The organism is Planktothricoides sp. SR001, assembly GCF_001276715.1.
Classification (GTDB): Bacteria; Cyanobacteriota; Cyanobacteriia; order Cyanobacteriales; family Laspinemataceae; genus Planktothricoides; species Planktothricoides raciborskii.
The window spans coordinates 1-24837 of sequence record NZ_LIUQ01000014.1 but is presented as its reverse complement, the minus strand read 5'-3'; the positions used below and the strand labels follow the sequence as shown (position 1 = coordinate 24837).

The 24837-nt window shown below is 44.9% G+C and carries 22 protein-coding genes; 8 read left to right on the top strand and 14 right to left on the bottom strand.

Annotated elements, in window-relative coordinates:
• Positions 1-232 precede the first annotated feature (232 nt).
• Positions 233-1483, bottom strand: coding sequence for a VWA domain-containing protein (locus AM228_RS10445; protein WP_054466064.1), 1251 nt, complete (start codon positions 1481-1483; stop codon positions 233-235).
• Positions 1484-1642: 159 nt separating this feature from the next.
• On the opposite strand from AM228_RS10445, the gene AM228_RS10440 reads away from it, so the two are divergent.
• From AM228_RS10440 to AM228_RS10430, 3 genes are all read left to right on the top strand, one after another.
• A complete protein-coding gene (locus tag AM228_RS10440; RefSeq protein ID WP_054466063.1) occupies positions 1643-2302 on the top strand; it encodes an ATP-dependent Clp protease proteolytic subunit in 660 nt (219 codons plus the stop codon).
• A gap of 113 nt (positions 2303-2415) precedes the next feature.
• Positions 2416-3012: an ATP-dependent Clp protease proteolytic subunit gene (locus AM228_RS10435; protein WP_054466062.1), complete on the top strand. Its 597-nt coding sequence runs from the start codon at positions 2416-2418 to the stop codon at positions 3010-3012.
• A 311-nt stretch (positions 3013-3323) separates the two neighbouring features.
• Positions 3324-3980, top strand: a complete 657-nt coding sequence (locus AM228_RS10430) for a DnaJ domain-containing protein (RefSeq protein ID WP_054466061.1) — start codon at positions 3324-3326, stop codon at positions 3978-3980.
• 174 nt (positions 3981-4154) lie between these two features.
• Here the strand turns inward: AM228_RS10430 and AM228_RS10425 are convergent, their stop codons facing one another.
• Complete coding sequence (locus AM228_RS10425; RefSeq protein WP_054466060.1) at positions 4155-4364, bottom strand: hypothetical protein; 210 nt, start codon at positions 4362-4364, stop codon at positions 4155-4157.
• A 219-nt stretch (positions 4365-4583) separates the two neighbouring features.
• Between AM228_RS10425 and AM228_RS10420 the strand changes: the two genes are divergently transcribed.
• Positions 4584-4787 carry a hypothetical protein gene (locus AM228_RS10420; RefSeq protein ID WP_054466059.1) on the top strand — a complete coding sequence of 68 codons (204 nt, stop codon included), beginning with the start codon at positions 4584-4586 and terminating at the stop codon, positions 4785-4787.
• A 164-nt stretch (positions 4788-4951) separates the two neighbouring features.
• Here AM228_RS10420 and AM228_RS10415 read toward each other — a convergent pair whose 3' ends face one another.
• The 7 genes from AM228_RS10415 to AM228_RS36575 all read right to left on the bottom strand — a co-directional run bounded on the left by AM228_RS10415 (position 4952) and on the right by AM228_RS36575 (position 13361).
• A complete protein-coding gene (locus AM228_RS10415; RefSeq protein ID WP_054466058.1) occupies positions 4952-5668 on the bottom strand; it encodes a HEAT repeat domain-containing protein in 717 nt (238 codons plus the stop codon).
• Between the two features lie 458 nt (positions 5669-6126).
• A complete protein-coding gene (locus AM228_RS10410) occupies positions 6127-6969 on the bottom strand; it encodes a pentapeptide repeat-containing protein (protein ID WP_054466057.1) in 843 nt (280 codons plus the stop codon).
• 232 nt (positions 6970-7201) lie between these two features.
• Positions 7202-8686 (bottom strand): BamA/TamA family outer membrane protein, encoded by a 1485-nt coding sequence (locus AM228_RS10400; protein WP_231636738.1) that lies wholly within the window; start codon positions 8684-8686, stop codon positions 7202-7204.
• Between the two features lie 361 nt (positions 8687-9047).
• Positions 9048-9632, bottom strand: a complete 585-nt coding sequence (locus tag AM228_RS10395; RefSeq protein WP_054466054.1) for a pentapeptide repeat-containing protein — start codon at positions 9630-9632, stop codon at positions 9048-9050.
• 414 nt (positions 9633-10046) lie between these two features.
• Complete coding sequence (gene rpsU / locus AM228_RS10390; RefSeq protein WP_054466053.1) at positions 10047-10226, bottom strand: 30S ribosomal protein S21; 180 nt, start codon at positions 10224-10226, stop codon at positions 10047-10049.
• 506 nt (positions 10227-10732) lie between these two features.
• Positions 10733-10924 (bottom strand): hypothetical protein, encoded by a 192-nt coding sequence (locus AM228_RS10385; RefSeq protein ID WP_054466052.1) that lies wholly within the window; start codon positions 10922-10924, stop codon positions 10733-10735.
• Complete coding sequence (locus tag AM228_RS36575; protein ID WP_054466051.1) at positions 10905-13361, bottom strand: CAP domain-containing protein; 2457 nt, start codon at positions 13359-13361, stop codon at positions 10905-10907. The genes AM228_RS10385 and AM228_RS36575 overlap by 20 nt, the downstream gene beginning before the upstream one ends.
• A 24-nt stretch (positions 13362-13385) precedes the next feature.
• Here AM228_RS36575 and AM228_RS32350 point away from each other — a divergent pair, with 24 nt between their 5' ends.
• The 3 genes from AM228_RS32350 (at position 13386) to AM228_RS10365 (ending at position 17420) form a co-directional block, all read left to right on the top strand.
• Positions 13386-13532, top strand: a complete 147-nt coding sequence (locus AM228_RS32350) for a hypothetical protein (protein WP_156331686.1) — start codon at positions 13386-13388, stop codon at positions 13530-13532.
• 1471 nt (positions 13533-15003) lie between these two features.
• Positions 15004-16110, top strand: coding sequence for a PLP-dependent cysteine synthase family protein (locus AM228_RS10370; protein WP_054466049.1), 1107 nt, complete (start codon positions 15004-15006; stop codon positions 16108-16110).
• Positions 16107-17420 carry a hypothetical protein gene (locus AM228_RS10365; protein ID WP_054466048.1) on the top strand — a complete coding sequence of 438 codons (1314 nt, stop codon included), beginning with the start codon at positions 16107-16109 and terminating at the stop codon, positions 17418-17420. The genes AM228_RS10370 and AM228_RS10365 overlap by 4 nt, the downstream gene beginning before the upstream one ends.
• A gap of 533 nt (positions 17421-17953) precedes the next feature.
• Here the strand turns inward: AM228_RS10365 and AM228_RS10360 are convergent.
• Positions 17954-19999 (bottom strand): AarF/ABC1/UbiB kinase family protein, encoded by a 2046-nt coding sequence (locus tag AM228_RS10360; RefSeq protein WP_054466047.1) that lies wholly within the window; start codon positions 19997-19999, stop codon positions 17954-17956.
• A 133-nt stretch (positions 20000-20132) separates the two neighbouring features.
• On the bottom strand, positions 20133-20855 hold the full coding sequence (locus AM228_RS10355; RefSeq protein ID WP_054466046.1) for a hypothetical protein: 723 nt from the start codon (positions 20853-20855) through the stop codon (positions 20133-20135).
• A gap of 182 nt (positions 20856-21037) precedes the next feature.
• Here AM228_RS10355 and tilS point away from each other — a divergent pair, with 182 nt between their 5' ends.
• Positions 21038-22072, top strand: coding sequence for a tRNA lysidine(34) synthetase TilS (gene tilS / locus AM228_RS10350; protein ID WP_054466045.1), 1035 nt, complete (start codon positions 21038-21040; stop codon positions 22070-22072).
• A gap of 47 nt (positions 22073-22119) precedes the next feature.
• Here the strand turns inward: tilS and hmpF are convergent, their stop codons facing one another.
• From hmpF to AM228_RS10340, 3 genes are all read right to left on the bottom strand, one after another.
• A complete protein-coding gene (gene hmpF / locus AM228_RS10345) occupies positions 22120-23769 on the bottom strand; it encodes a pilus motility taxis protein HmpF (protein ID WP_054466044.1) in 1650 nt (549 codons plus the stop codon).
• Between the two features lie 82 nt (positions 23770-23851).
• Positions 23852-24004 (bottom strand): hypothetical protein, encoded by a 153-nt coding sequence (locus AM228_RS32345; protein ID WP_156331685.1) that lies wholly within the window; start codon positions 24002-24004, stop codon positions 23852-23854.
• Positions 24005-24349: 345 nt separating this feature from the next.
• Positions 24350-24837, bottom strand: a 488-nt coding sequence (locus AM228_RS10340) for an HNH endonuclease (RefSeq protein WP_197285266.1), incomplete at its 5' end; no start/stop codon positions are given.

Below are 24837 nucleotides of genomic sequence, written 5' to 3'. Positions count from 1 at the left end.
CTATTTATCAATATTTTTTTGAACGATCTATCCTGCTAGTGAAAATCCATAAATATTAAGAAATTGTAAAAAAACCAGTATGGAGATGAATGGTTTTCAATTTTATAAAAAAACTAGGTCAGTATTTTTACTGACCTAGTTTGGGGAAACAAGGAACATAATCTGTTGAATTAAAAATCAACTATGTTTGAATTTTGAACTGGGCTGCATTTACCGATTGATTGGCAGCGTTTTACTGTAAAACAGTTTTAGAAACAATGCGGGTTTTCTTGCGATCGCCTTCGGAAAGTTCTTTGCCTTCTTGTAACTGAGTGGCACTGCCTTGTAAGACTGTTGCTGCCCCGCGATCGCCCATTTGCAGAGCAGTTTTGGCCGCAGTTTGTAACATCGTGGCAGCACCAAGGCGATCGCCTTGTTGTAATTTTTGTTCGGCAATTTGCGTTTGGCGATACTTAGCCAAAGCTAAAATATGTTGTTGGACTTCCTCATTCGGATTTGGTCGATAACTAGCCAGCACATTAGCATCCACTAAAACCGGATCGGATAATAAACCTTTTTCTCCGGTTGCCGGGTTATCATAACGGACTCGCAATTGCGCGATCGCCTGTCTGCCTTCAGGCAATTGACCAATATATAAATTAGTTAAAATCACCCGTTGACGTTCGATCATTAAATCCCCTAAACGGACAGAAAATTCCCCATCTTTTTCTGGGTTAATCGGCAGTTCAATGGTTTCTGGGGCAACTTGGGCAATGGGTTTCAGTTCCGCTAAACGAACTTTTGGCATTAACTTAAATAACAAATAGGCATTGGTCAAAGTGACAGATTGGATCCGAGTAAAAATCTCATCAAACACCTCGATCGCTCGATCGGGACGCTCAATATAGCTCAGAGTCCCACCGGCAGCATCGGCAATTTTTTCCATCACATCTTGGTTCCAATGATCGCCAAAACCCAGGGCATTGAGGGTAAAGTTATGGTCAGCAGCGGACACAGCCAATTTCACACAGCGATCGTTACTACCATGTTCATTTTCCCCATCAGTCAAGATAAAAGCCTGGGATACCGTATCTTTTGCCCCTTTGCGTAGTTCCTCTATGCCCAGTTTTATGCCTTCATCAATCGCGGTGCCCCCATCCGCTTTCAGGGCTTGAATCCGTTTTTTCACAGACTCAAGATTATCGATCGCTTGATTGGGGACAATCACTTTGGCTCGATGATCGAAAGCCACGACGGAAATGCGATCGCCCGGTTTCAGGCGATGCATCAAGCGTTCCGCTGCTGCTTTCACCGTTTCCAGGGGTTTTCCGTTCATCGAACCACTATGGTCAAGAATTAAACAGAGATTTATTGGCACCGAACTGGATCCAGCATGGGCGATCGAAGAAATAGCGGCAATAGAAGTGCCGAGTTGACGCTGGTTATTAATTTGACCAGCATCAAGGTTCGCATCATTTAACGCAGGCTGTAAATCAACTTTCATCTAAATAGCCTCTTGGGGTAAAAAAAATCACAGGGGTCATGGTTCCATTGTATCGATCGCCCCGAAAACAGAGGCGATCGACTAATTAACGCTGATTAACGCTGATTAACACGCTACTATGAATAAGAATATCGCCATGATTTCCCAGCACAACAGGATATGAACTCACCCATTCAGGCAGTTCAAGCTCCCTATCGAGGAGACGCTTACTATCGGACACCCCCCCCAGACCTACCCTCCCTTTTATTAAAAGAGCGGATTGTCTATCTGGGTTTGCCCTTAGTGCCTGCCGTTACGCAACTGATTATCGCGGAACTGCTCTACTTGCAGTACGAAGATCCGGAAAAACCGATCAACATCTATATCAACTCCACTGGCACCTCCAGCTATAGTGGCGAACCCGTTGGCTTTGAAACGGAAGCCTTTGCCATTTGTGACACCATGAGATACATCAAGCCTCCGGTTCACACCATCTGCATTGGTTCCGCAATGGGAATGGCCGCAATGCTGCTCTCTGCGGGAACCAAAGGCTGCCGTGCTAGTTTGCCCAATGCCACCATTGTCCTGCACCAGCCCAGAAGCTACACCAGAGGTCAAGCCACTGACATCCAAATTCGGGCGAAAGAAGTTCTGGCGAATAAACAAACCATGATTTCTATTCTCAGTCGGAATACAGGTCAGCCGCCGGAAAAAATTATCAAAGATATGGATCGGATGTTTTATTTGACCCCACAAATGGCGGTCGAATATGGACTAATCGATCGCGTCTTTGAGAGCAAAAAAGAATTACCCCACCCAATTCCAGCCGGTGTCAAGTAGGGGCGAACGGCTGTTCGCCCCTACTTAGACCAATTTGAGAACCCAAAACTCTCTTTCCTGAGAGATATTGCTGATTGCTGCCCTCAAAAGAATTGAAAACGGAGAATTAACTTATGCCAATTGGTGTCCCTAAAGTTCCTTACCGGATGCCCGGGTCTACTTATACTGATTGGATTTCTATTTACAGTCGCCTCGCTAGAGAGCGAATCATTTTCATTGGCGAACAAATTGATGATGAATTGGCCAATGAAGTCATCGCTATCTTGCTGTATCTTGATTCTGAAGATGCGGGCAAAGATATTATTCTCTATATCAACTCCCCAGGGGGTTCTGTCACCTCTGGCATGGCGATTTATGACACCATGCAGCACATTAAATCCGATGTGGTGACGATTTGTGTGGGCTTGGCGGCTTCAATGGGATCCTTCCTGCTGGCAGCGGGTGCCAAAGGCAAGCGTTTAGCTTTACCCAACTCTCGGATTATGATTCACCAACCTTCTGGTGGCACCCGAGGACAAGCGACGGATATTGAGATTGAAGCCAGAGAAATTATTCGGATTCGTCAGCAACTCAATCAAATTTATGCGGATCGCACGGGTCAGCCTCTGCAAAAGATTGAGAAAGATATGGATCGCGACTTTTTCATGTCTGCGGCAGAAGCCAAAGAATATGGGTTGATCGATCGCGTCATTGAAGAACGTGCCGATTAATCCCTAATCTCCGGGGGGTGGGTGTGGGGAAGAGAGGGTGTAGGGTGTAGGGTGTAGGGTGTAGGGAAGAGTGAATAGTGAAAAGTGAAAAGTGGTAGGGGCGAATGGCCATTCGCCCGTACAAGTTATGCATAAATATCACTATTCACTATTCACTATTCACTATTCACTATTCACTCTTCACTCTTCACTCTTCCCTACACCCTACACCCTACCCCCCCGCTCCCCTACACCCTGCCCCCCTGCCGATGGCGGGCCCCTATTTCTCCGCAGCATTTGTGATAACAGGCGGCTTTTTTTTTGAGCAAACAATGAATATTGGAGATTGTTATCAAATTTTAGGATTAAGCTCAAATGCCACGATCGCCGAGGTAAAAAATTCTTACCGTCGATTGGCAAGGCAGTATCATCCTGATGTGAATCCGGGAAATTCCCGATCGCAAGAACAGTTTATTCAGATTAATCAAGCTTACCAAAATCTGATTCACTGGTTGGCGCAAAATAGTCAGCAAATTGCGGGGATTCCTGCCCCACAGTCAGCGGAAAATTCCCCAACAGAACCCCGCCAAAAATCGGCTCAACCGGCGGCTTCAAATCCTACCCCCGAAGTAGGGGCGATTCACGAATCGCCCCTACAATTTCAACATCATCCGAATTTGTCGGAATTTGAAAAATTGCTCAAGCAACGGGCTTATGTGCAATTACAACAATTATTAAAATATCAACGGTTTGCCCGGGCGATCGCCTTGGTTGAAGGCTTAGTCCAACGCATTCCTCAAGATACGGAAGTGCGGCAATGGCAGGCGATTACTTATCAACGTATGGGCAGATATTTAATCGATATGGGTGACTTTGAGAAAGCACAAATTTATCTCAAAAAAGCTATCAAAACCGATCCGTTAAATCGTTCTCTGTTGTCTGAAATTCAAAAAGAATTCTGGCGTTTACAAACTTTAGTGCCTTCATAGTCATCAACTTAACGATTTAAATGGTATTAATATTGTTTTTAATTAATTTTTGATATTATTTTTTATGATTCAGCTTAAAACTATTTTCAACTATCAAGAAAATAAAGCAAAAAAATCCACAGGCGATCGCCGTGGATTTTAAATATTTTTTATGGAAAATGACTGATAACTTAATTAATAGCTACTGACTAAATATTTGTGATTTTCAATCGCAGAAATTCTCGACTCTTGTAGTAAATAACCGTAATTTAATGCCTGCTGCAAATCAATCAGCGCATCGATGTCGTCTAACTGACAACTCTGGTATAGTTGCCGAATGTTGAATTCTGCCTCGGCAGATAAATAATCACTCTGAAAAGCCTGTTGGACAACCTTGCGAATCATAGTTAACAATAAATTGCTTTGTTTCTTTCCTCTCTAGATTAATTGTCCCCCGGTTGGCGGGAAATAGCAGTGATGAAGGTTGGGCAAGGTTGGTGAAATTTAGCATAAGTTTGAGCGATCGCGTTCCTAAGTGGGTTGTGATCTACTTCACAATCCAGTTGACCAGAAAATCCCATTTGCAGACATAGATCCCGACGATCCCCCGATGTCAAGAATGCGGTGAATCAAGGCATCACCACGGCCTTTAAACATTTTACCGAAGCTGGGCAATTTGAGGGTCGGAACCCCAGTCCCTTCTTTGATACAGCATTTTACTTGGGTCGCAATCCCGATGTGGCGGCGGCAGTGCAAAACCGACAGTTATCGGCGATCGAGCATTTCATTAAATTTGGTCAGACTGAGGGGCGGATTCCCCGGGCCTAGCACGAAAGGCCATTACCAGTATGAACGAATTAACCAGTCTGCGGATTTAAAGCAAATTGGTTATTGGTTATTAGTTAGTGGTTATTGGGGACGAATAACCACTAACTAATAACTGATAACAAAGAACCAACAACTTCATTTCCTGGGTGGCTAATCATCGATGATTACAACAATCCATCCATTTCTAACTCTTCAATCACTTGTAAGCCACGGGGATCTCCTACCCGCAACAAGGAAGACTTGGCATCTTCGCGAACTCCCATATCGGTATCTTCTTCCAAGGCTTCAATCAGAGAATCAATGGCACCCGCATAGACCACATTTGAGGGGAGTTCCCGACAAAGCTGTCCGATCGCCCAAGCACAGTTACTTCGCACGGCGGCAATGGGGTCTCTGAGTAATGCTTGAATTAACGGAGGAATGGCGGCCACCACCGCATCATAGCCCAGGGAGCCAAGTTGTCCCAGGGAACTGGCAGCCCAAAGGCGAACGGCGGAAATATCAGTTTTTAAGGCATCCAAAAGGGGATTGAGGGCGCGGCGATCGCGACAGTTACCCAAAGCCCAAACCACTCCTTTACGCACATAGCCATTCCAATCTTGATTCAGCCGTTCAATTAAAGATTCCACCGCATCAGCACTGGGATTTCGGCCCAAGGCATAAGCAGCACTCACCCGAATTAAGGGGCAAGGTTCTTTTAAGAGATTAATTAAATGGGGAATCGCTCGTTCATCTTGAATTTCACAGAATGCTCGTGCGGCGATCGTGCGTTGTTGGGGATCTGGTGATGTTAACAATGGCAACATTTCCTCTGGATCTGGCTTAACCTCTGTTGACGGGTCAATCAGATCCAGAGGACTTTCAATTTCAGAAGCATTCATCTCTACGCCACTTGCTCTACTTGGGGAGACCCCAAGACCGCAGTGGCTTGTGTTTAGATCGTCATCATACATATTTCTGTTACATCCCGAACCCTTGATTTTTCCGTCAACGAACCTGATGAACTGTTGATTAATCTGCACATAATCGGCAAATTCTTATATATTTTATCAGATTTGATCCAGTGTTCTATGACCGAGATAAGTAGGTGAACATAATTAATTGCACTTTTTGTTACCCACCGTAAATCCTTGGATTCCCGCCTGTAGGAAGGAGAGAGAATAGAGAAGAGAGAGTAGAGAATATATTTCCTCTTTCCTATGCATCCTCTTTCCTCTTTCCTCTGATGGGGTCTGTGGTGCATTTATTTCTGCCCACCTACTTATGAATGTGCCATACAGATATATTGTCAACCAGGAATCTGGCTCACTCATGGTGAAGAGGCGCGACTTAATATGAGTTAGTCGGTTCGATAATCAGGCAGAATCGCACCTCTCAGGTCGGATCCATCCAAACAAGTCCGGGTTAAGTTGGCGCCCCGCAGATCCGCTCCGACTAGATTCGCTTGTTTCAAATTAGCGTCTGTCAGGTTGGCTTCTCGCAGGGTAGTCCGACTTAAATCCGCCCAACTGAGATTAGCGCCTGTCAGATCCACTTGATTTAAATTAACCCCACTGAGATTTGCCCGACTGAGGTTAGCTGAGGTTAGGTTCACCCCCGGACAAATAGCGTAAGCGCCGGCTGAATTTGGATCGAATCCTTCGGGAAACTGGGTCTGTGAATCCCAAAGGGCTGCCGTGAGATCCGCATCGGTTAAATTACACTGACTCAGATCGGCACTTCTTAAATCAGCGTGGGCTAGGTAAGATCCACTCAGATTACAGTAAGTAAGTTTCGTCCAGCGAAAATCCACTCCCATGAGAAATGCGTTGCTCAAATCGCTGTCGGGGCTAATAAAATAAGCTCTCATCACCTTGGGATCAAAGCCTTCAGGAAATTGGGTCTGCATATTGTACAGAGACTGGGAAATATCTGTGCCGCCCATATCCGCCCATCGTAGGTCGGCGCCGCGTAGGTCGGCGCATTTGAGGTAGGAACCCCGCAGGTCAGCCCCTTTGAGATCGGCGCCGCGAAAATCTACTCTTCTTAGGTAGGCAACACTCAAATTTGTGGCGGTGAAGTTGCTATCCCGGAGAATTGCGCCGGTGAGGTTGACGCCACTGATATGAAGTTGGCTAAAGTTTTGTTTGAGAAAAACCCTTTCTCCACTGGCATATCGGGTCAATAGATCATTAAGTTCCATGAATTTTTCATCCCAGAAAAGCGCTGAAGAAAATCATACTAGGACATTGGTGCAGTCATTCCAGAAACTTAATTTTTTTCATCATTATTTTTTGGATCATTTTTTTCATTATTTTTTGGATCATTTTTTTCATCAGTCCATTAGGGGCAATCGATCGATTGCCCCTAGTAGATGTCCGGGAATCAATTTCCCTGCGGTGGTGAGGAATGATGGGTTATTAGTCTGTTAACTGTTAAAAGCGATCGCCTAGTTGGATGTGAAAAGAAAAATCACCATCATCATTTATGCCCACTTCGGCTCTGACTTGGCCAAAAGTCGTCAGTAAACGGACGCCCACGCCGCCACCAAAACCATTACCCGGTTTCCCCCTTACCTCTGCGGGCTGACCAATCACGTCATCTCCCGATCCAAAATCGGTGCCATAGTCGAAAAAGAAGGTGCCACCCAAGCGAGAAACAAAAGGCCATTCCAGGTCATCGGCGATTAAAAAGCGATATTCAACCGCTGTGGTGATAAATCGACGACCACTGCCCACTTCGGCACCACCATAGCCCCGCACTGAGTCACCGCCGCCAATTTCAAATGCTTGATACGGGGGTGCATCCCCAAAAATGTTACCGCCTTGGACACCAAAAGCGATCGTGCTGGAGCCGATAGGAATAAATTGACTGTAACTGCCCACCACGCGAGTCATGCTAATTTCGCTATCTCCCAACGGGATGGACTGTTCCCCACTGAGTTGAAATCGATAGCCCTCCGTCGGCCAGTTGCGATCGTTGCGACGATCTTGAAATAGCCCCGCCCCCACCGTAAGTAAATTATCAATTCCTTGATTACTCACGGTGACTCTATTGCCAAGTTGATCGCGAGAAAACACTTGATCGGTCAGACCAGCATTACGAATGGCCACCCGCTGATAATTAGCCCCAAAACTCAAGATCAGACCATCACTGGTCAAAGGTTGGAAAAATTCCACCCCTCCACCGAGGCGATCGACCCAAGGGATATGGTCATGGATCAGATTGACTTCTGGGGATCCATTCAAAAAATTGTTTTCTGGATTTCGGCTATTAAACACTTTAACTTGATAGCCAAAATCATACTCTGGACCATAGTCTGAATCATTGAACCAAGGATCTGTATAACTAAAATTGGCGCCTACGGTTTTCTCTCCCCCTTCTAAGCCAACATCAATGATCCCATTATTACTGCCTAAATTAGAGACTTCTAAGTTTAACCCACCATAAACTCCTTTTCGGCCTCCCACTCCTGCCATTGGTGTCAGCAAAACTTGGGGTTTTCCCTCTTGAAAAGCACTGCGTTGAGCCAATATTTCATCGGGTTGAAGTTGTCCCCATGTTTCCAAAATGATTGGCCTAGATGCTGATTGATATTCAACCTGTAAACCTTGAATTAACTCGGCATCTGAAAAAGTTTCTGGGGATAAAAAAACACAATTTAATTGTTGCATAAAATCACTGGCGACGGCATTTTCTATCGGTGCGTTACTCGTTATGTTACAATGGCGATCGCGCATTAAAGTTAATCGTAAAATTTGGGGATCAACTTCGGTATTCTGTGGTGATTCAATCCCAGTAAAAGAAGTCTCGTTGACCAATAACTGGGGATTTATAGGCAATGAATATGTAGTTTCTGTAGTCCTTAGTTGAGCATAAGTTGAGGTGGATAAACCCAAGGTCATGCATATCGCTGCCAAATTGATGCTTGTTATGCGGTAAATTGGGTAATTTAAGGTGAAGATTATTTTCATATTGACATTTTTGGGGTTTAGCATAAAATATCAAACTTATTTTAGGGTAAATTAGGGGAAATTTTACCCCGAAAAGGATAACCATGTCGAGCGATATTGAACCGATTTGAGAGGTTATTATAAAGTTTAATATGTCTCAAACCCTTGATTGATTAGGATTAGAGACGAGTGAAGATTCTTGATTTTGAATCATAATCTGAGGGGACAGCTTTAGGAAACCGTGACAATTGAATTGAGGGGTAAATGACACTGCCATTGTCAGCGCGATCGCCCTCCAATCGAATGGGCGAGATTAATCTTGTTTTGCTTACTCGTGTTTATGACCATCGGGCAAAATTGTATCCGTTAAATCCGCTCCTTTGAGATTAGAATTCCAGACATTCGCCCCAGTCATATTGGCGCCCCTCAAATTGGCAGCCCCGAAATCAGCGGCAATCAAATTGGCTCCACTCAGGTCAGAACCGGTCAAATTTGCCCCAACAAAACTGCTGCCCACCAAATCAGCATTACTCAAATCGGCATAACTTAAATCCGCATTCATAAAATCCGCATTATTTAACATCGCTTGCCATAAACTAGCGCACCGCAAATTCGCATAACGACAATCTGTTTTGCCGAGTTCCGCATACATCAGATTGGCCTCTTCGAGGTTAGCATAGGATAAATTTGCCCCCGTCAGTTTACTAGCGGTTAATTTGGCGTGACTCAAATTTGCTTGACTCAGATTCGTCTTAGAAAGATTGGCGCGACCTAAGTTAGCATCCGTCAGGTTAGCCCCCATCAAATTCGCCTCACTTAAATTTGCCCGATACAAATCAGACTTAACCAGATTGACCTGACTAAAATCTCGCTTTCCTGTCTGATATTCAGTAATAATTTCTAAATTTTGCATTCTTACCGATCTCACTTATGGCTTTTGCCATCATCATTAGATTGTTTTGTTTTTAATTATACTCATTTCATTTAATTTTGAAATCAAGATCCGAGTGTCACCATAGTCCAAAGCCTTTTTCTTGTCAGTATTTTGGTGTAAATAGACTAATTTTTTGAAAATTAATTGAATAAATTGTCATGTTTTTTGAGGGATGAAGTATTTTTTTTACATAAACAATGCGGAAAAATAAAACTTCAACATAATTGTCACTCATAAATGTAAAAAAATCAATAAAATGCAATAAAAACAGGCTTTGCTCCGGAGCAAAGCCTGCACTGATAAAAATATTTTACCCAGCAAAACTAGGAAATCATTTGAATCGCTAGTATGGCGAAATTGATGAAAATCCTGTTATATAAATAGGGTATAAATTTAACGATAACGTCTTTTCCGACGAGCGGCGCTGGCTTTGCGCTTTTTCTTTTCTTGGGGATTTTCAAAATAACGCCGACTTTTAACATCTGCCAAAATTCCCGCTTTGGAAACTTGCCGTTTAAAGCGACGCAACGCAGATTCGATTCCTTCGTTTTCGCCGACTACCACTTGGGTCATTCTTGCTCCTTTTTCTCCTTTTTGATAAAATTTAGTCAAGGTTTGGTCAAGTTACAGATAGACAGATTCCAATTGAATTGCCTACCGTGAAATTGTTGTCAATTCGGTCAACCCTACAGAAAACCTAGCGGATCTATTATCCTATCTAGACAGAAAACTCTCGCCTAAGCGGCTACCTAGGTTGCTCACTCTGCTGTAGACGATCAGTTGTAGGTTGCATCTAACCCAGAGTTGCATCTAACCCAGAGGTGACAATTCTACTGGTTATTTGCCGGTTAGTGGTTCATTCTCTGTGAACCCCTGCCAAACCGCAGGCGGCCTTTGAAGTAAAGGACAGGCAAGTGTCATAATCATTTCACTTGCTAGGGGTCTAGCAGGATAGTATGTTAGCATTCTGTGTACAGCTTAACATTTAAGCCATTGCGTATCTTAGCATAAATATTTACTTCCAGACGAAACAAAGGGAATGGCTTACGCCATTCCCTTTGGCTTTAAATACCTCCAGGTCATATCCCTGCTTGGATTTCCGCTGTTAAGGGAGCATCAAAATTTTGAAAATTTGACCCCATGATTAATTTTGCGATGTTGCGATCGCAACGCTTCATGAGCTTCGGTTCCATCCGCAACGCCGAAGCGCGATCGCCTATAAATCCATCACTCGCTTGATCCTGGGGATGTTTAAGTGGTGAAATTAGCAAAACCCCGGAACTCAGAGAGGGCAATCCCTTGGATCAGCATCAAGGCTTCGCCGGTACTATTGAGAATAATTGCCGTATCTGAAGATTCTTCAGCGGGAGTCGGTGGTTCGGTGGTCGGATCTGCCGGAATGGGATTGGGGTCAATAATCCGAATATCCTGAAAGGTTAAACCACCACTCAAGACAATCAAATCGATGCCTTGTTCAAAATCCGTGATGACATCAATTCCTCCGGCATTTTCCAAAGAAAATCGGTCTCGACCCCCTCCTCCGGTCAGCAGATCGCTACCAGCGCCGCCAACGATCGTATCATTTCCCTCTGCCCCAATGATCGTATCATTTCCCGCTCCACCGGAAAGCAAATCATTTTCACTGCCGCCATCGATCAGATCGTCACCGGCCCCGGCATTGATTTGATCGGGACCAGCACCCCCGTTGAGGGTATCGTTACCGGCACCAGCGGTAATCACATCTCTGCCATCACCACCATTAACGACATTATCCCCATCACCGGCTTGGATCACATCATTGCCAGCAGCACCATCAATGGTGTCATTGCCGCCCAGAGCAACGATGACATCATCACCATTGCCCCCATTGATGACATTATCTCCATCTCCGCCATTGATCTGATCGTTGCCATCACTCCCATCGAGGGTATCATTTCCGGCTCCCCCGATTAAGATATCGTTATCGGCACCGCCATTGATCTGATCGTTGCCATCACCGCCTTCTAGGTAGTCGGCTCCATCATTTCCTTGGAGGACATCATTACCCGGCCCGCCGATCAGGGTATCGTTACCATCTCCTCCAACCAGATTATCGTTGCCCAGACCGCCGTTGAGACTATCATCCCCCTCGTTGCCCTGGAGTGCATCATCGCCAATACCGCCATTCAAGATGTCATTGCCAATGCCGCCATTGAGGACATCATTCCCTTCTGCACCATCGAGGAAATCATTTCCCTCATCGGCATTGAGGGTATCATTGCCATCGCTGCCATTGAGGATATCATTGCCCAGACCCCCCTCGATGAAGTCATCACCGAGGTCGCCATTGAGGGTATCGTTGCCATCGCCCCCGGTAATGGTATCGTTATCTTTGCCGCCGTGGATCAGATCGCTTCCCGCACCCCCATCGATGACGTCAGCCCCCTGGTTGCCGTTGAGGAAGTCATCACCATCACCGCCATTGAAAGTATCATTGCCGTCGCCACCAAAGAGTTGATCGTTCCCGAGTCCTCCTTCGAGTAAATCATCCCCATCACCTCCCGATAGGAGATCGCTACCGAGGTCGCCACTCAAAGTATCGTTGCCAACGTCACCAAATAACCGATCGTCATCTCTGCCGCCGTAAATCAGGTCATCCCCATCTTCACCGTTAATCACATCATTGCCAGCATTGCCATAGAGGGTATCATTGCCGAGACTGCCAAAAATGTTATCGTTGCCATCTAGTCCGAGGATTTGGTCGTTACCAGACCCGCCATCGAGAAAATCATTTCCCCTGTCCCCGACCAGTAGATCGTCATTTTCTTGTCCAAGGATGGTATCGTCGCCATCACCGCCAAACAGTTGATCGCTGCCTAAACCCCCTTCCAGGCGATCGCCGTCTTCTTCCCCAAATAGGCTGTCATCGCCATCTCCGCCGACCAAACTATCGGCATTGTCCCCGCCAAACAGTTGGTCATTGCCATCTACTCCTAAGAGGGTGTCCTCTTCTGTGCCGCCAAAAAGAAGATCGTCACCCAGGTCGCCGGATAAGAAATCAAGTCCACCGCCGCCGAAGAGCCAGTCATTATCTCTACCACCAAATAGTTGGTCGATACCATCTTCTCCGAATAAAGTATCGTTGCCTCGGTTGCCGAAGATCGCATCATTATCATTACTGCCGAGGATGGAGTCATCGCCATCATTGCCAAAGATGCTGTCAGCCGCTAGACCGCCAAGGATCGAGTCGCTGCCACTACCGCCTTGGATCACACTGGCAATATTGGGGGCGGCGATCGCGGTTGTAGGAGTTGGCGTCCGATCGGCCAGCATTAATGTCCAATAATGTTGGGCATTAAAATTTCCGGTGTCATTTTCCAGGAAAAAATAGCCGACGCCAATCCCTTGGACGGATCTATCAAACAGATTAGCCCGTTCGCCCGGGTCGTTCAGCCAACGTTGGACTACGGATTCAGGAGTCGGTTGACTGGCAGCAATGTTTTGTTTAAAGGTAGAAAAAATATAACCGACTTCCCTGAGACGGCTGTCTGGGGTGGAGCCATTGGAGGCAATTTGACCAAAAAAGTCATTTTCGGCCATGTCCTGACTATGTTTTTGGGCGACTTGATTGAGTTGAGAATCTAAGGCTAAGGGGGCTAAATTTTCCTTAGCACGTTCTACGTTGATTAGTGCGATCGCCTGAGCGATAAATTCTGGATTGGTAGTCATGTTAAATTCTTCAGTTAAAAATTAATGTGGAGACGTTGGTACTTCAACCATTATGCCCCGATCGCGCCGGAAAATGCTCAAAGAAATCCTTGCCTCGCGATCGAGGCAACGAATCACAATAATATAGCAGTAGCCAGAGAGATTAGGACATCGAGTGCGTCTGTCTCCTAAGCAAGACCAAGATTTTGTCCTCACTGCCTTGGCTACTGCTATATTTTCATTCGATGAATGAAGATATAGCATTCCTAAATCAGTTGTGGTAAAACTCCATAGTAATTTTGTAAAAATCAAAAAATTGACCATCAGCAAAAAACTTAAATAACCATAGGACTATGTTAAATAAATTACATAAATAATAAAACTGCCAGAGCTTTTTTGGTTTTGTAACCAAACATATTATACCGGGTTTCGATCGGGAGCATTTGGAGCAAAATTATTACAATAACCTAGCTATTGAGCTTCGTTTAACTCTCCATTGACAACATTAAATATTCTTTAAGTTACTTAAATTTATGATAAATAGCGCTATAACAAAAAAATGCCAATATTTTTTTCCCGCTCTTGGTCTTTGTAAATTTATCTTATGATCATTAAATCTACTTTTTTCCGTATAATTGAATGAATATTTATTGCTAATAAATAAATTCATAATTTTGATAAAATGATCCATAATAAATAGGTCTGTTTTTTTATTTTTATAGTTATTCATATCCGATCCGATGATATGTTCGTTTTTAAACATAACCTAACAGGTCTATAGAATATTACATTTTTTAATCATAAACACAGCAACCTTTACAGCTTTTATGTTTGGTTATCATTCTTTGAGTTTATGTTCATTTTTTTTATTTAACTTTTTATTCGTTTGTTGCTGGATTTATTTTTGAGATTTTTTCTAGATTATGAATCAGCGGTTTTAAAACAAGCATAGTAACTTTTATTTAAATCATAAATCACGCTATATTTTTGTTTAAAATATCGGTGTAAACAATACCCAATTTTTAAATAATATTGTTTCCCTAGCCATTCAATTAACTTGGGTTTTGAGGCAGCATCTAGGTGACATTTACTTCCTTGACATTGAATTAATTATTAAGCTGTTCCATGAAAAAAAGTTAACTTTTCGACCTTATAAAAAGAGTATAATCAACTGAAAATATGTTTTTATTTTTTTGATAATATGTTCCATTTTAAATCATTTTAACAGCCAAAAATATTTTCAACTTTTGAGCATTTTTGCTGTTGCTTATAAAATTATCTAATTCATTGATAATGGTCATAATGTCTTCTGAATGCCTTATTTTGGATCAAGTTTTATCCTCACATTATATATGCTACAACTGATTTAGGACTGCTATAGAACATTTTGCCAACATGAAAAGAGATACCGCAGTCTGATTAAATCCAGAGATTCCCCGGCTCTAGATAACTCATATCTCCCAGCATTGCCGCCGTTACTCTTTGGGGCGGCGTGCATCGGTTATCTGCATCAATTTTCACCTCGCCATAGAACAACACCCGTCTGGGCTGAACCTGAAACCAATCGGATCAGGAAAACACCAACCAATCTCATCTCAGATTTCATCTCGATTTCATTTCCGGCTGCTATTGTCAGGGATGACCGCCTAGGAACTACAAGCCAATGCTTACTAAAGTCGCAACTTTCAGCGCCCATCGGTTTCACCATTCATCGTCTGGCCATTCATCGCCCCTATGTCAAAACGTCACTGAAGCCTTGGGCGGCGTTCCCATTGTGCGCTTAAATCGAATTCATCCCCTTTGTCAGGATCATCATCTCTACCTCAAGCTGGAATCTTGCAATCCGGGGGGTAGCATCAAGGAAAAAAATGCCGCTTATCTGGTGGATGAAGCGGAACGGCTGGGGTTATTGAAGCCGGGAGGTACGATCGTCGAGTCCAGTTCCGGTAATTTTGGCATTGGATTGGCGATCGTCGGTGCCACCAGAGGCTATCGGGTAATGATAGTTATCGATGCCAAAACCACTCCCACCATCCGCCGAATGCTCGCCGCCTATGGAGCCGAACTCGTAGAAGTGCCCTTGAGTGCAGCGGATGCCCAAGGTTCGATGCAGGTGGCGCGGATGCAGAAGGCACAGGAGTTAACCCAAAACATCCCCGGCGCCTGGTATCCTTGTCAACACAACAATCCCAGTAACATTGAAGCTCACGCGATTTGGACCGCCCGCGAAATTGAAGCCGCTTTTCAGGGGGCACCAGATGCCATAGTGATTGGGGTTAGCACAGCCGGACAACTGGGGGGAATTAGTCGCTACTTTAAACAACGCTACCCTCACACCCGGATTATTGGCGTCGATGTGGCAGGGTCAGCAATTTTTGGCACCCCCCGCCATCCCTACAAAATGACCGGATTAGGGCTGTCTTTTGTCCCACCCAACTTTGACCCGCAGGTGTTGGATGCAGCTTACACCGTCGGCGATGGTTTGGCATTTTCCCTCTGTCATGCGATCGCCAAACAAGAAGGAATGCTCCTCGGTGCTTCCACTGGGGCAATTGTAGCCGCAGCTTTAGCAGACGCAAGGCAATGGACCGCGCCACAAACCATGTTATTGCTGAATCCCGATCGGGGCGATCGTTACCTAGAAACCATTTACAATACGGACTGGCTGGCACAACAAGGACTAACCCTCCTACAAGAAGAAAAGCTCGCCCAGGCAATTCAACACCTTGAATCTGTGCCCTTGGATATCGTCCGCAGGAGTGCTTCGTGAAATTAGTAGAACCTCAGTTAAATCAATCCCAGAAAATCGGTTTAGGCTCTTTGTGGCGGGAATTTCTCCCCTTATCCCTCAGCGATGTGGCGATGGCTTGCAGCGACCCCATGATGACCACCACCTTAGCCCATCTTCCTGATGCCCGATTAAACATAGCCGCCGTGGGTGTAGCCAAATCATTGGCTATCTTTTTTGAAAGCCCGATTATTATGATTTTGCACGCTTCTAATGCTTTGGCTCCTACTCAAGCCTCCAGACAAGCATTGTGGCGGTTTACATTATTCGCAGGCGGCGGCCTCACCTTACTTTTGAGTTTCTTGGCGTTACCAATTATATTTCAAACTGTGGGCGGCAACTTCTTGGGGATACCGGCAGAAATGCTCTCTCCTGTGATGCAAGTGCTATTGCTCATGGGAGGATGGCCATTTGCGATCGCTTGGCGGCGCTATTTCCAAGGGTTATTGATTTATCATGGCCATTCTCGTGCTTTGGCCCATGCCAGTATAACACGATTATTCACCCTAGGAATTATCCTGATAACGGGATTTTCGCTGCATATCTCTGGCGCTATTGTGGCTGGGGGGGCGCTGATTGGCGGTGTCATAGTGGAAGCAGTTATCGTCACTATTTTTGCCCGCCGTTATAGCGCCACCTTACCGCCGCCACCCCTGGAAAATCCGCCAAATCTGCCTCATAATTTGCGCGGGGTATGGCAGTTTTATTTGCCGTTAGCTAATTCTATGATGGTAGTATGGGGAGGACGGGCTTTACTAATTAGCATTATTGCCCGCGCTCAAGATGCGACAATCGCGATCGCGGCTTGGTCGGCTGCTTGGGGTCTAGTGTTGACGATCGCCAACTCCACCAGAATGGTGCAGCAAATGGTGATTAAATACCGTCATCAACTGCCCGATCGACAACTCCTCACCTTTGCCTTATCCGTCGGTGGCGCTTGTTCCGCCTTCCTGCTGCTAATGAGTATCACACCCATAGGCGATCGACTGGTGCAGAGCTTCATTGGTAACGACCTCACCCTCGTCAAAAGTATCAAACCCGTTTTACTCTTCTGTTCTTGCGTCCCCTTATTAGTAGCATTACAAAACGCCACCCAAGGCTTTTTAGTCAGCGAAGGACGCACAGGACATCTCAACCTAGCCACCTGGTTAGGAACTGGCGTTTTATTATCCACCGCCACCTTCGCGATCGGTAGTGGACTCAATGGCGCCATATCAGCAGCAATAGCAATGATAGCCGGAATGTGTTGCGAGATTATTTGTTTACGGTGGAAACGCCGAGCCACTAAGTAGGATACACCAATTTGTCATTTGTCCCTGGTCATTTGTCATTTGTCATTTGTAACTTACCGATTGGCAAGGGCACGGCATCATCAATATCTGGGTTTGATGAGAGACTTTGATGATGTCGTGCTCCCACATTTGTCATTTATCGATTGGTAGGGGCACGGCATCATAAATATTCCGGTCGAAATAATAAATCCTGATAACGCCATGCCCTTACGTCCTGATGACAAATGACAAATGACCAAGGACAAATGACTAAGGAAATTCACTTATTATTATAGCAGTTCGCGATGGTATAGTGATACCAAATTCGGTTCTCAAAACCCGTTTATAAAGCCATCTGTCCCGAACCGCTTCACGGGTTAATCAACAAGCGTTTTAGGGGATTATCGTAGTCAATCTACAAGAACCGGATTTGCTATAATTTGGTGATTAACTTGTGATTAACTGTCGAAAAAAATGGGTGAAGTTTACCCCCACCCATCAACGGCAATTTCTGAGAGATATTTTTCTCCTATCTCAGCCAGATCGAGAGTCAATTATCGACCCGGAGGAAGTGCGACGGTTTGACGAGAATGATTGTTCGGATTATGGGTTGACGGAACGGGATCGGCAGCGGAGTCACCGATCAAGAATTGACGAATTAATCGAGCGACAGCCCTTTGAGCCAAATTACTGGCTACTTCCTGACCGAGACGTTGCACTTCTGGTTTCATTAAAACTTGTGGCACCATCTGCACTAACTTCATCGGATCAAAACCCGGAGTATCTTTTAGCAAAAGTAAAATCCGTTGCATTCGTTCTAAATTTTCTTGGTCGGCTGCTGGTACTGGCGGCTGTGTTTCAGTTAGCCCAAACCACTCACCAATCACAGATCGAGCATTGTAAAAAGCATTCTGTGATAGCATATCCATACTTTTAACAATTTCATCCACCAAATAATCTCTAATGAAATCTCCCCGTTCAGAAAAGAGAAATTCTAAAGCTTGATTTAAATTTTGACTGAGGTCATAATCATCACTATTTTTGGCATTTTTTAACAAGTTTTCCAAACGATTCCAGCGAAAGCTGCCTTCTTTAAAGAGTAAATCCCGTAAAGAAGACCTTAATTCTGGGGCTGAGTCAGTTAATAAGCGCTTGGCCACATAAGGATATGCTTTACTCAGAACTTTAAATTCTGGATCGACGTTAATGGCAATTCCTTCTAAGGTGACTAAAGAGCGAATAATTAAAGCGTAATAAGCAGGAACGCGAAAGGGATATTCATACATCACTTCCGATAGTTGATCCGTAATGCTTTTGAAATTTAACTCAGCAACACTAGAACCCAAAGCGTTGCCAAATACACCGGCTAATGCGGGAACGATCGGGGTTAAGTCCGTATCTTCTGTTAAAAATTCTAATTTGACATAATCTTTGGCTAATCCTTCAAAGTCTCGGTTAACCAAGTGAACCACCGCTTCAATTAATCCATAACGCTGATAGGGTTTAACTTGGCTCATCATGCCAAAGTCGAGGTATGCTAATTTGCCATCGGTGGTGGCTAATAAATTTCCGGGATGGGGGTCAGCGTGAAAAAATCCATGTTCGAGAAGTTGCCGCAGAGAACAGTTGACTCCAACTTCTATGAGATAAGTCGGATCGATTCCTTGTTGGCGTAATTCTAATAATTTGGTTAATTTAGTGCCTTCCACCCATTCCATTGTCAGCACTTCTCGCCCTGTGTATTCCCAATAAATCTTGGGAACGTAAATATCTTTGAGATGACCATAAAGTTCCTGAAACTTTTCGGCATTCCGGCCTTCTTGGGTGTAGTCCATTTCTTCATAGATGCGAGCGCCAAATTCATCCATGATGCCTACGAGGTCACTTTTCACTCGATGTTTGAAGTTGGTGACAAACCAAATGGCCAGTTGGCGCAAAATATACACATCAAGACCCATGCTGTCTTTTAAGCCCGGTCGTTGGACTTTGACGGCGACGGTTTCACCAGTTTTCAGTTTGCCTTTGTAAACTTGACCGAGGGAGGCAGCGGCTACGGGGTTGGGAGAAAGTTCGGCGTAGATGTTTTCTGGGCGATCGCCTAATTCTTCTTCAATAAATTTATAGGCGATTTCGTTGGCAAAAGCTGGCAGTTGATCTTGCAGTTTGGTTAGCTCCTCCAGGTATAGGGGGGGCACCAAGTCTGGACGAGTGGAGAGGGCTTGGCCAATTTTGATAAATGCTGGCCCTAGTTTCGTCAGCATTTCTCGCAGTTGGATCGCTTGCTTGCCTTGATTTTTTTTGCTGTTGCCCGTTTTCTTGTCCCACCAAAGGCGCAGAGCAAACAGCAAAAATGGCCAAATAATGCTAATCTGGCGCATTAAGACTTGCAGGGGTCGCAGGCGATAATGTGTGGCGATCGCGATCGGGTCATAGCGGACTGCCGTTGGATCCGATGAACTCTGGAAGTGTTCCTCTACCGACGGGATCGCTTTTGTTTCCACCGTGACGGTAGGCACTTCTGAGGAGTTGAGATGGGATGATGATTTCGTCGCACCCACTGGTGCTTGATTCTTAGGGGGCAATACTGTCTTGACGTGCATGAATTTACCAACCAGTAGAGGAACTTAAGACAATCTTAATATATTTTAACAATTAGTCGTATGTTCATCAGCGCTTGTTGGTCTCCATGTTGCATCCGCAACGCTTCGCGAACGTACAATCTTCTGTCATCAATTAAGGACTGGAAAAATCCTGAATAATCCTTTGTCGCTTGGCTTCTAACCAGCATTCTAAAGCTTTTTGCCGTTGCTGGGCTTTCTTGACTCGGTTTTCCGGATTGTCTGCCGCAACTTCCTCCACTGGTTTTGTCGTCAAAATAAACTGATTTCCTTGTTTAACAACCCTGGGAATAAGGCTGGAACGAATTTCCCAAATATTTGCCGGTCTGATTCGCTCAAGTTGGGAGGAACTTTCTTTTGATTGATGCTGATAATTTTGCAGCGCATGATAGTCTTGGTTGACTTCTCTAGCCAGAGATTGAAATTTCAATATTTCCGCTTCTAGTTGAGCAGATAAATCGTTAATTTTTTGTGATTGTTCTTGGAGAAAATCCATGCCTTGCTTTAATTTTTCTTCCAGAGTCTCCTGATGGCTTCGTATAGATTTTATTAAAGATATTTTTAAACAATTAATCTCATGTTCTAGTTGGATTAAGTTATTAGTTTTGCAAATATATCGCTGGCCTAAATATGCGGTATGATCCTGGTATTGCTGGTTTTCTAATTTACCGTAATAATCAGCGGATAAAACATCCTGGTGTTGACCTAATCTGTGATTTTCTTTATGATAAAACACTTCTTCTAGTAAAACAGTTTCAGCATTGATGTCTGGGTGAAAATCTTTTAGCTCTTTGGGCGGTATGATTTTCTTCGGACAGGGTTTGACGATTTCATACATGGTGGATCTCCAATATTTCTATTTCTCAAACAGGCTATTAGTGAAATACCTGTTCATCATTTAAATTTACATTCGTTATCCCCAAAAATCCGTCAAGTTTTAGGCAGGAATTTGGGGAGATTGATTTTTATTATAATTGCCAGATATTAACGCAAAAACCTAGTCAACTGCCCTAGTCAGCCATGCTTAATCCATCTAATCATTTTGCTTGGACACCCCTGCACAGTAAAATACATCAAACCCTACGACAGCGACAGTTGTTATTACCAAACGATCGCATTCTGATCGCCGTTTCTGGGGGTCAAGATTCTTTATGTTTGGCTAAACTGCTGTTAGACTTACGTCGTAAATGGCATTGGCAATTGGCGATCGCTCATTGCGATCATGGTTGGCGACCTGACTCAAAAGCCAACGCTGAATATGTCGCCCAATTAGCCCATTCCTGGGATTTACCATTTCATTTGGTCACCGCTGAAAATTTAGCCGATCATAGCGAAGCTTCAGCAAGGCAATGGCGATATCAAGTCTTAGAAGCGATCGCCACCGAACATAACTACGGCACCATTGTTCTGGGACACACTCAAAGCGATCGGGCAGAAACACTTTTATTTAATCTGATGCGGGGCACAGGAGCCGATGGTTTACAAGCCTTGACTTGGCAACGCCAACTCACCGATAAAATAAAACTCGTGCGTCCTTTACTCGAAGTCACTCGCAGTCAAACCGGCGAATTTTGCTCCGGTGCAGCAATTTTTATTTGGGAAGATGCCACAAATCAAGACTTGAAATATGCTCGCAACCGGATCCGCAAAGAATTAATTCCTTATTTATGCACTCACTTCAATCCTCAAGTCGAACAACAGATCGCACAAACAGCGGAACTATTGCGAGCGGAGGTGGAATATCTCGAAGTCATCGCCTGTGAATTACTTCAGCAGTGCTTACCACAAAATCAACAAAAAGTCAATAGTAATCCCGAAAAAAACATGGTAAATCGCCGGATTTTGTTCACGGCTCCCCTGGCGATTCAGCGTCGGATGATGCGACGGTGGTTACAGAAGGTGCTTCCGGCGAATCCAAACTTCGAGCAGATCGAAAAATTGATTCAGTTGATTGGTAGCTCTAATGGTTCGCAAACCGATCCGTTTCCGGGTGGGGCGATCGCTCGCGTAGAAGGGGATTGGATCATCCTAGATCAATCCACAACCAAAAACTAGGTAAATTTGGGTAAATTGTTCACCACACCTCCAGAAATTACCAGGAATTAAGCAGAGGGAGGATTCACCAAATCGATCACCACATCGCGAATTTGCGCGATCGCCTGTTGTTGATAATTGCCTGTCTCTTGAAGCTGATTTAAAGACGCCACTGCGGTTTCCAGCTTTTGCCGCAGTTCTGCCAGTTTTGCTACCTGGGGTTTTAGCATCGCTTCATAGAGGCTCAACTGACCGGACAACTCAGCCAGCGATCGCCGTTGTTCCCGCAGTGCTTGCTCTTGCTGCGTCAGTTCTAAATGCGTGGCTTCATGATCGATTAAATCTTGATTCAGTCGGTCAAGCATTTCCTGAATACTGGGCGCCATCTGAGCAATTTCCTTCTCAAGATTTTGCAATTTCTCGGCTTGAGATTGCCGAAGTTCCTCGATTTTGCTGACCATTGGTTCCACAGATACCGAAGCTGGAGACCCCCCTGTAGGTGCTTCGGGCAACCGCAGTTTACGGCCTAAAACCACTTGATGCTGAGTTAATTTGCCTTGAAGCTGCAACAGATTGCGCCATTGACCCACCAAAGTTTCATACAACATTTGATAAGCTTCTTGTTGATTATTCCGTTGCTCCTCCACCAACTCCTCAACCTGTCCAATCACAAAAGGAAACAGATTTTGCAAATCCTGCTGCAAAGAAAGTACCACCGAGGGCAAACTCTCCAGAGGCATCTTCTCTAACTCACCCCAATCAGGATTCTCTGACACATTCACCGGGTTTGAACCACCCACTTGTTTAAGAGATTCCTGCAACTCATACTCTTCTTGCAAATAGTGACGCAGCATCAGGGCAGAATCTTGTTTAAGAAGCAAACTACTTTGGTGAACCTTCAAGTCAGCTTGTTGCTGATTTAAAGTCTTTTGAGCTTTATGCCATGCTTGCCACTGATTCTGGAGTGCCTCTGACTGGCTATCCACCGCTTGTTGCTGTTGTTGAGCGGTTTGCCGATGGTTTTCCAAACGTTGTTGATATTCGGCAACCGCTGACTGCTGATTGCTTAGTATCTCAAAAGCGAGATTCAAGGGCTCATTGACTGACTCAACAGAAATAGTGGTTTGAGATAAATAATCGACGAGTTCCTGAAGATTTTGAGCCGATCGCTCATCTAATTTGCCCGTTTGCTGGAATTCAGCTTGTTGTTGCCGGAGTTCTTCCCATGCCGCATCCAACTCTTGCCGGTTTTTGTCCAGTTCTGCTTGAAGTTTGCTGGCTTCGGCTCGCACCGATTCCATCTCTTGACGTTCTTTTGCCAACTTTTCGGATTCAGCGTGAATCTGCTCAAGCTGTTCGGCTTGGGCTTGCATTTCTTCTTCTCGACGCTGAAGTTCTTCGCTCTGGAACATCAGCGACCGCTTCCACTGCTCAATCTCTTCCGACTCTTTCTTGTACTTTTCGATCTGACGGGAGAAACTTTGCAAAATCTTCAGGAGTTCACCAGGGGTATCCTGACGTAACTTTTGGATTTGCTTACTAGGAGTCAGGTCTACCAGTACCAGCACTCCCGAATTGAAGCTATTGGCTTCCTCCGCTGGAATGACTTCTTCATTGGGAATAGCACTCCAACTGTCAGCCCGCTGACAGGCCAGCAGTTTTAACTCTGCCTTCCCACCAAAAACTCCACCTTTTTTCACTTCTGCTAGATACAGCACACTGATAGTCCTCTTCCGTGTGTATGCCCAATTGTGTAACCAGACCTTGCCCGTGGGTCAGTCAACTCTTTGTTAATCTAGTTTACAGGCCAGTGGTTGGTAGGGTCGATAGGGGAATCGCTTCCCCTACCTCCCGTACAGAACGGAACGTGCCACTTTCGCGGCATTCCGCTCCTGACTGCACGTGCCTTTCCTTGGCTCCTACTCCGGCAACTCGCGTCATCCGTTTTGGCACAACTTACCATTTTACCCCTTCCGTGTCACCGCCTTGATGGTTACGACCGTTAGACGTTTTGCATTCGCATGCATCGTGAGGGCAGTTACTCACTCAGTTTTTACTCCCTGTACGCATGACCGTTATCATTATCCTACCTATACAGGTGGCTCTAAGCATTATAGGGTTAATCTGTTGGGTTGATTTTGCAGCCGTCACAAGGTCTGCATATACTAGGCATTACCCCAGTCCGAAGGCTTTCAGAGACATCCCTTCCCCATATAGGCTTGCGAGCGGGTAAGGTTCGGAAGTCACCTTCCTCCCCTCCCCTAAGAACCGTGCGTGACACTCTTCGCATCACACGGCTCAAGCCTTACTTCCAGCCAGATAACTTGGATTTGTATGTACTTGTTTATGACACGCTTTGTGTAAGTGGATAAGATTCTCGGGGCCGTCTGAGCCACCATCTTTCACGGGTATTATGTGATGGGTTTCGATTTCTTCTCCATTGAATAGGCTATCTCCGCATATTGGGCATTTCCAGTCCTGGAGTTTGGCTATCTGTTCATATTTGGAACCCTTAGCCCAATACTTTTTCCCGTTTTTGATGCTTCGATTATGCCAGTATTCCCGGAGGGTAGGGTCGTCTGGACTTGCCTGACCTTTGACTTTGATGTGCCTGACAATTGGGGTTTTGCTGATGTCGTATAAGATTTCGGATTTTTCCTTGCCTTTTCTACCAGTTCCCTGACACATGAACATCCAATCAACTCCTCTATATCGCTTAAAGTAGCGATTTTTCACCCATTTTTTTGGTTTGTTGGGATGCCGCCTTAGAGACCAACGCCAGAGGT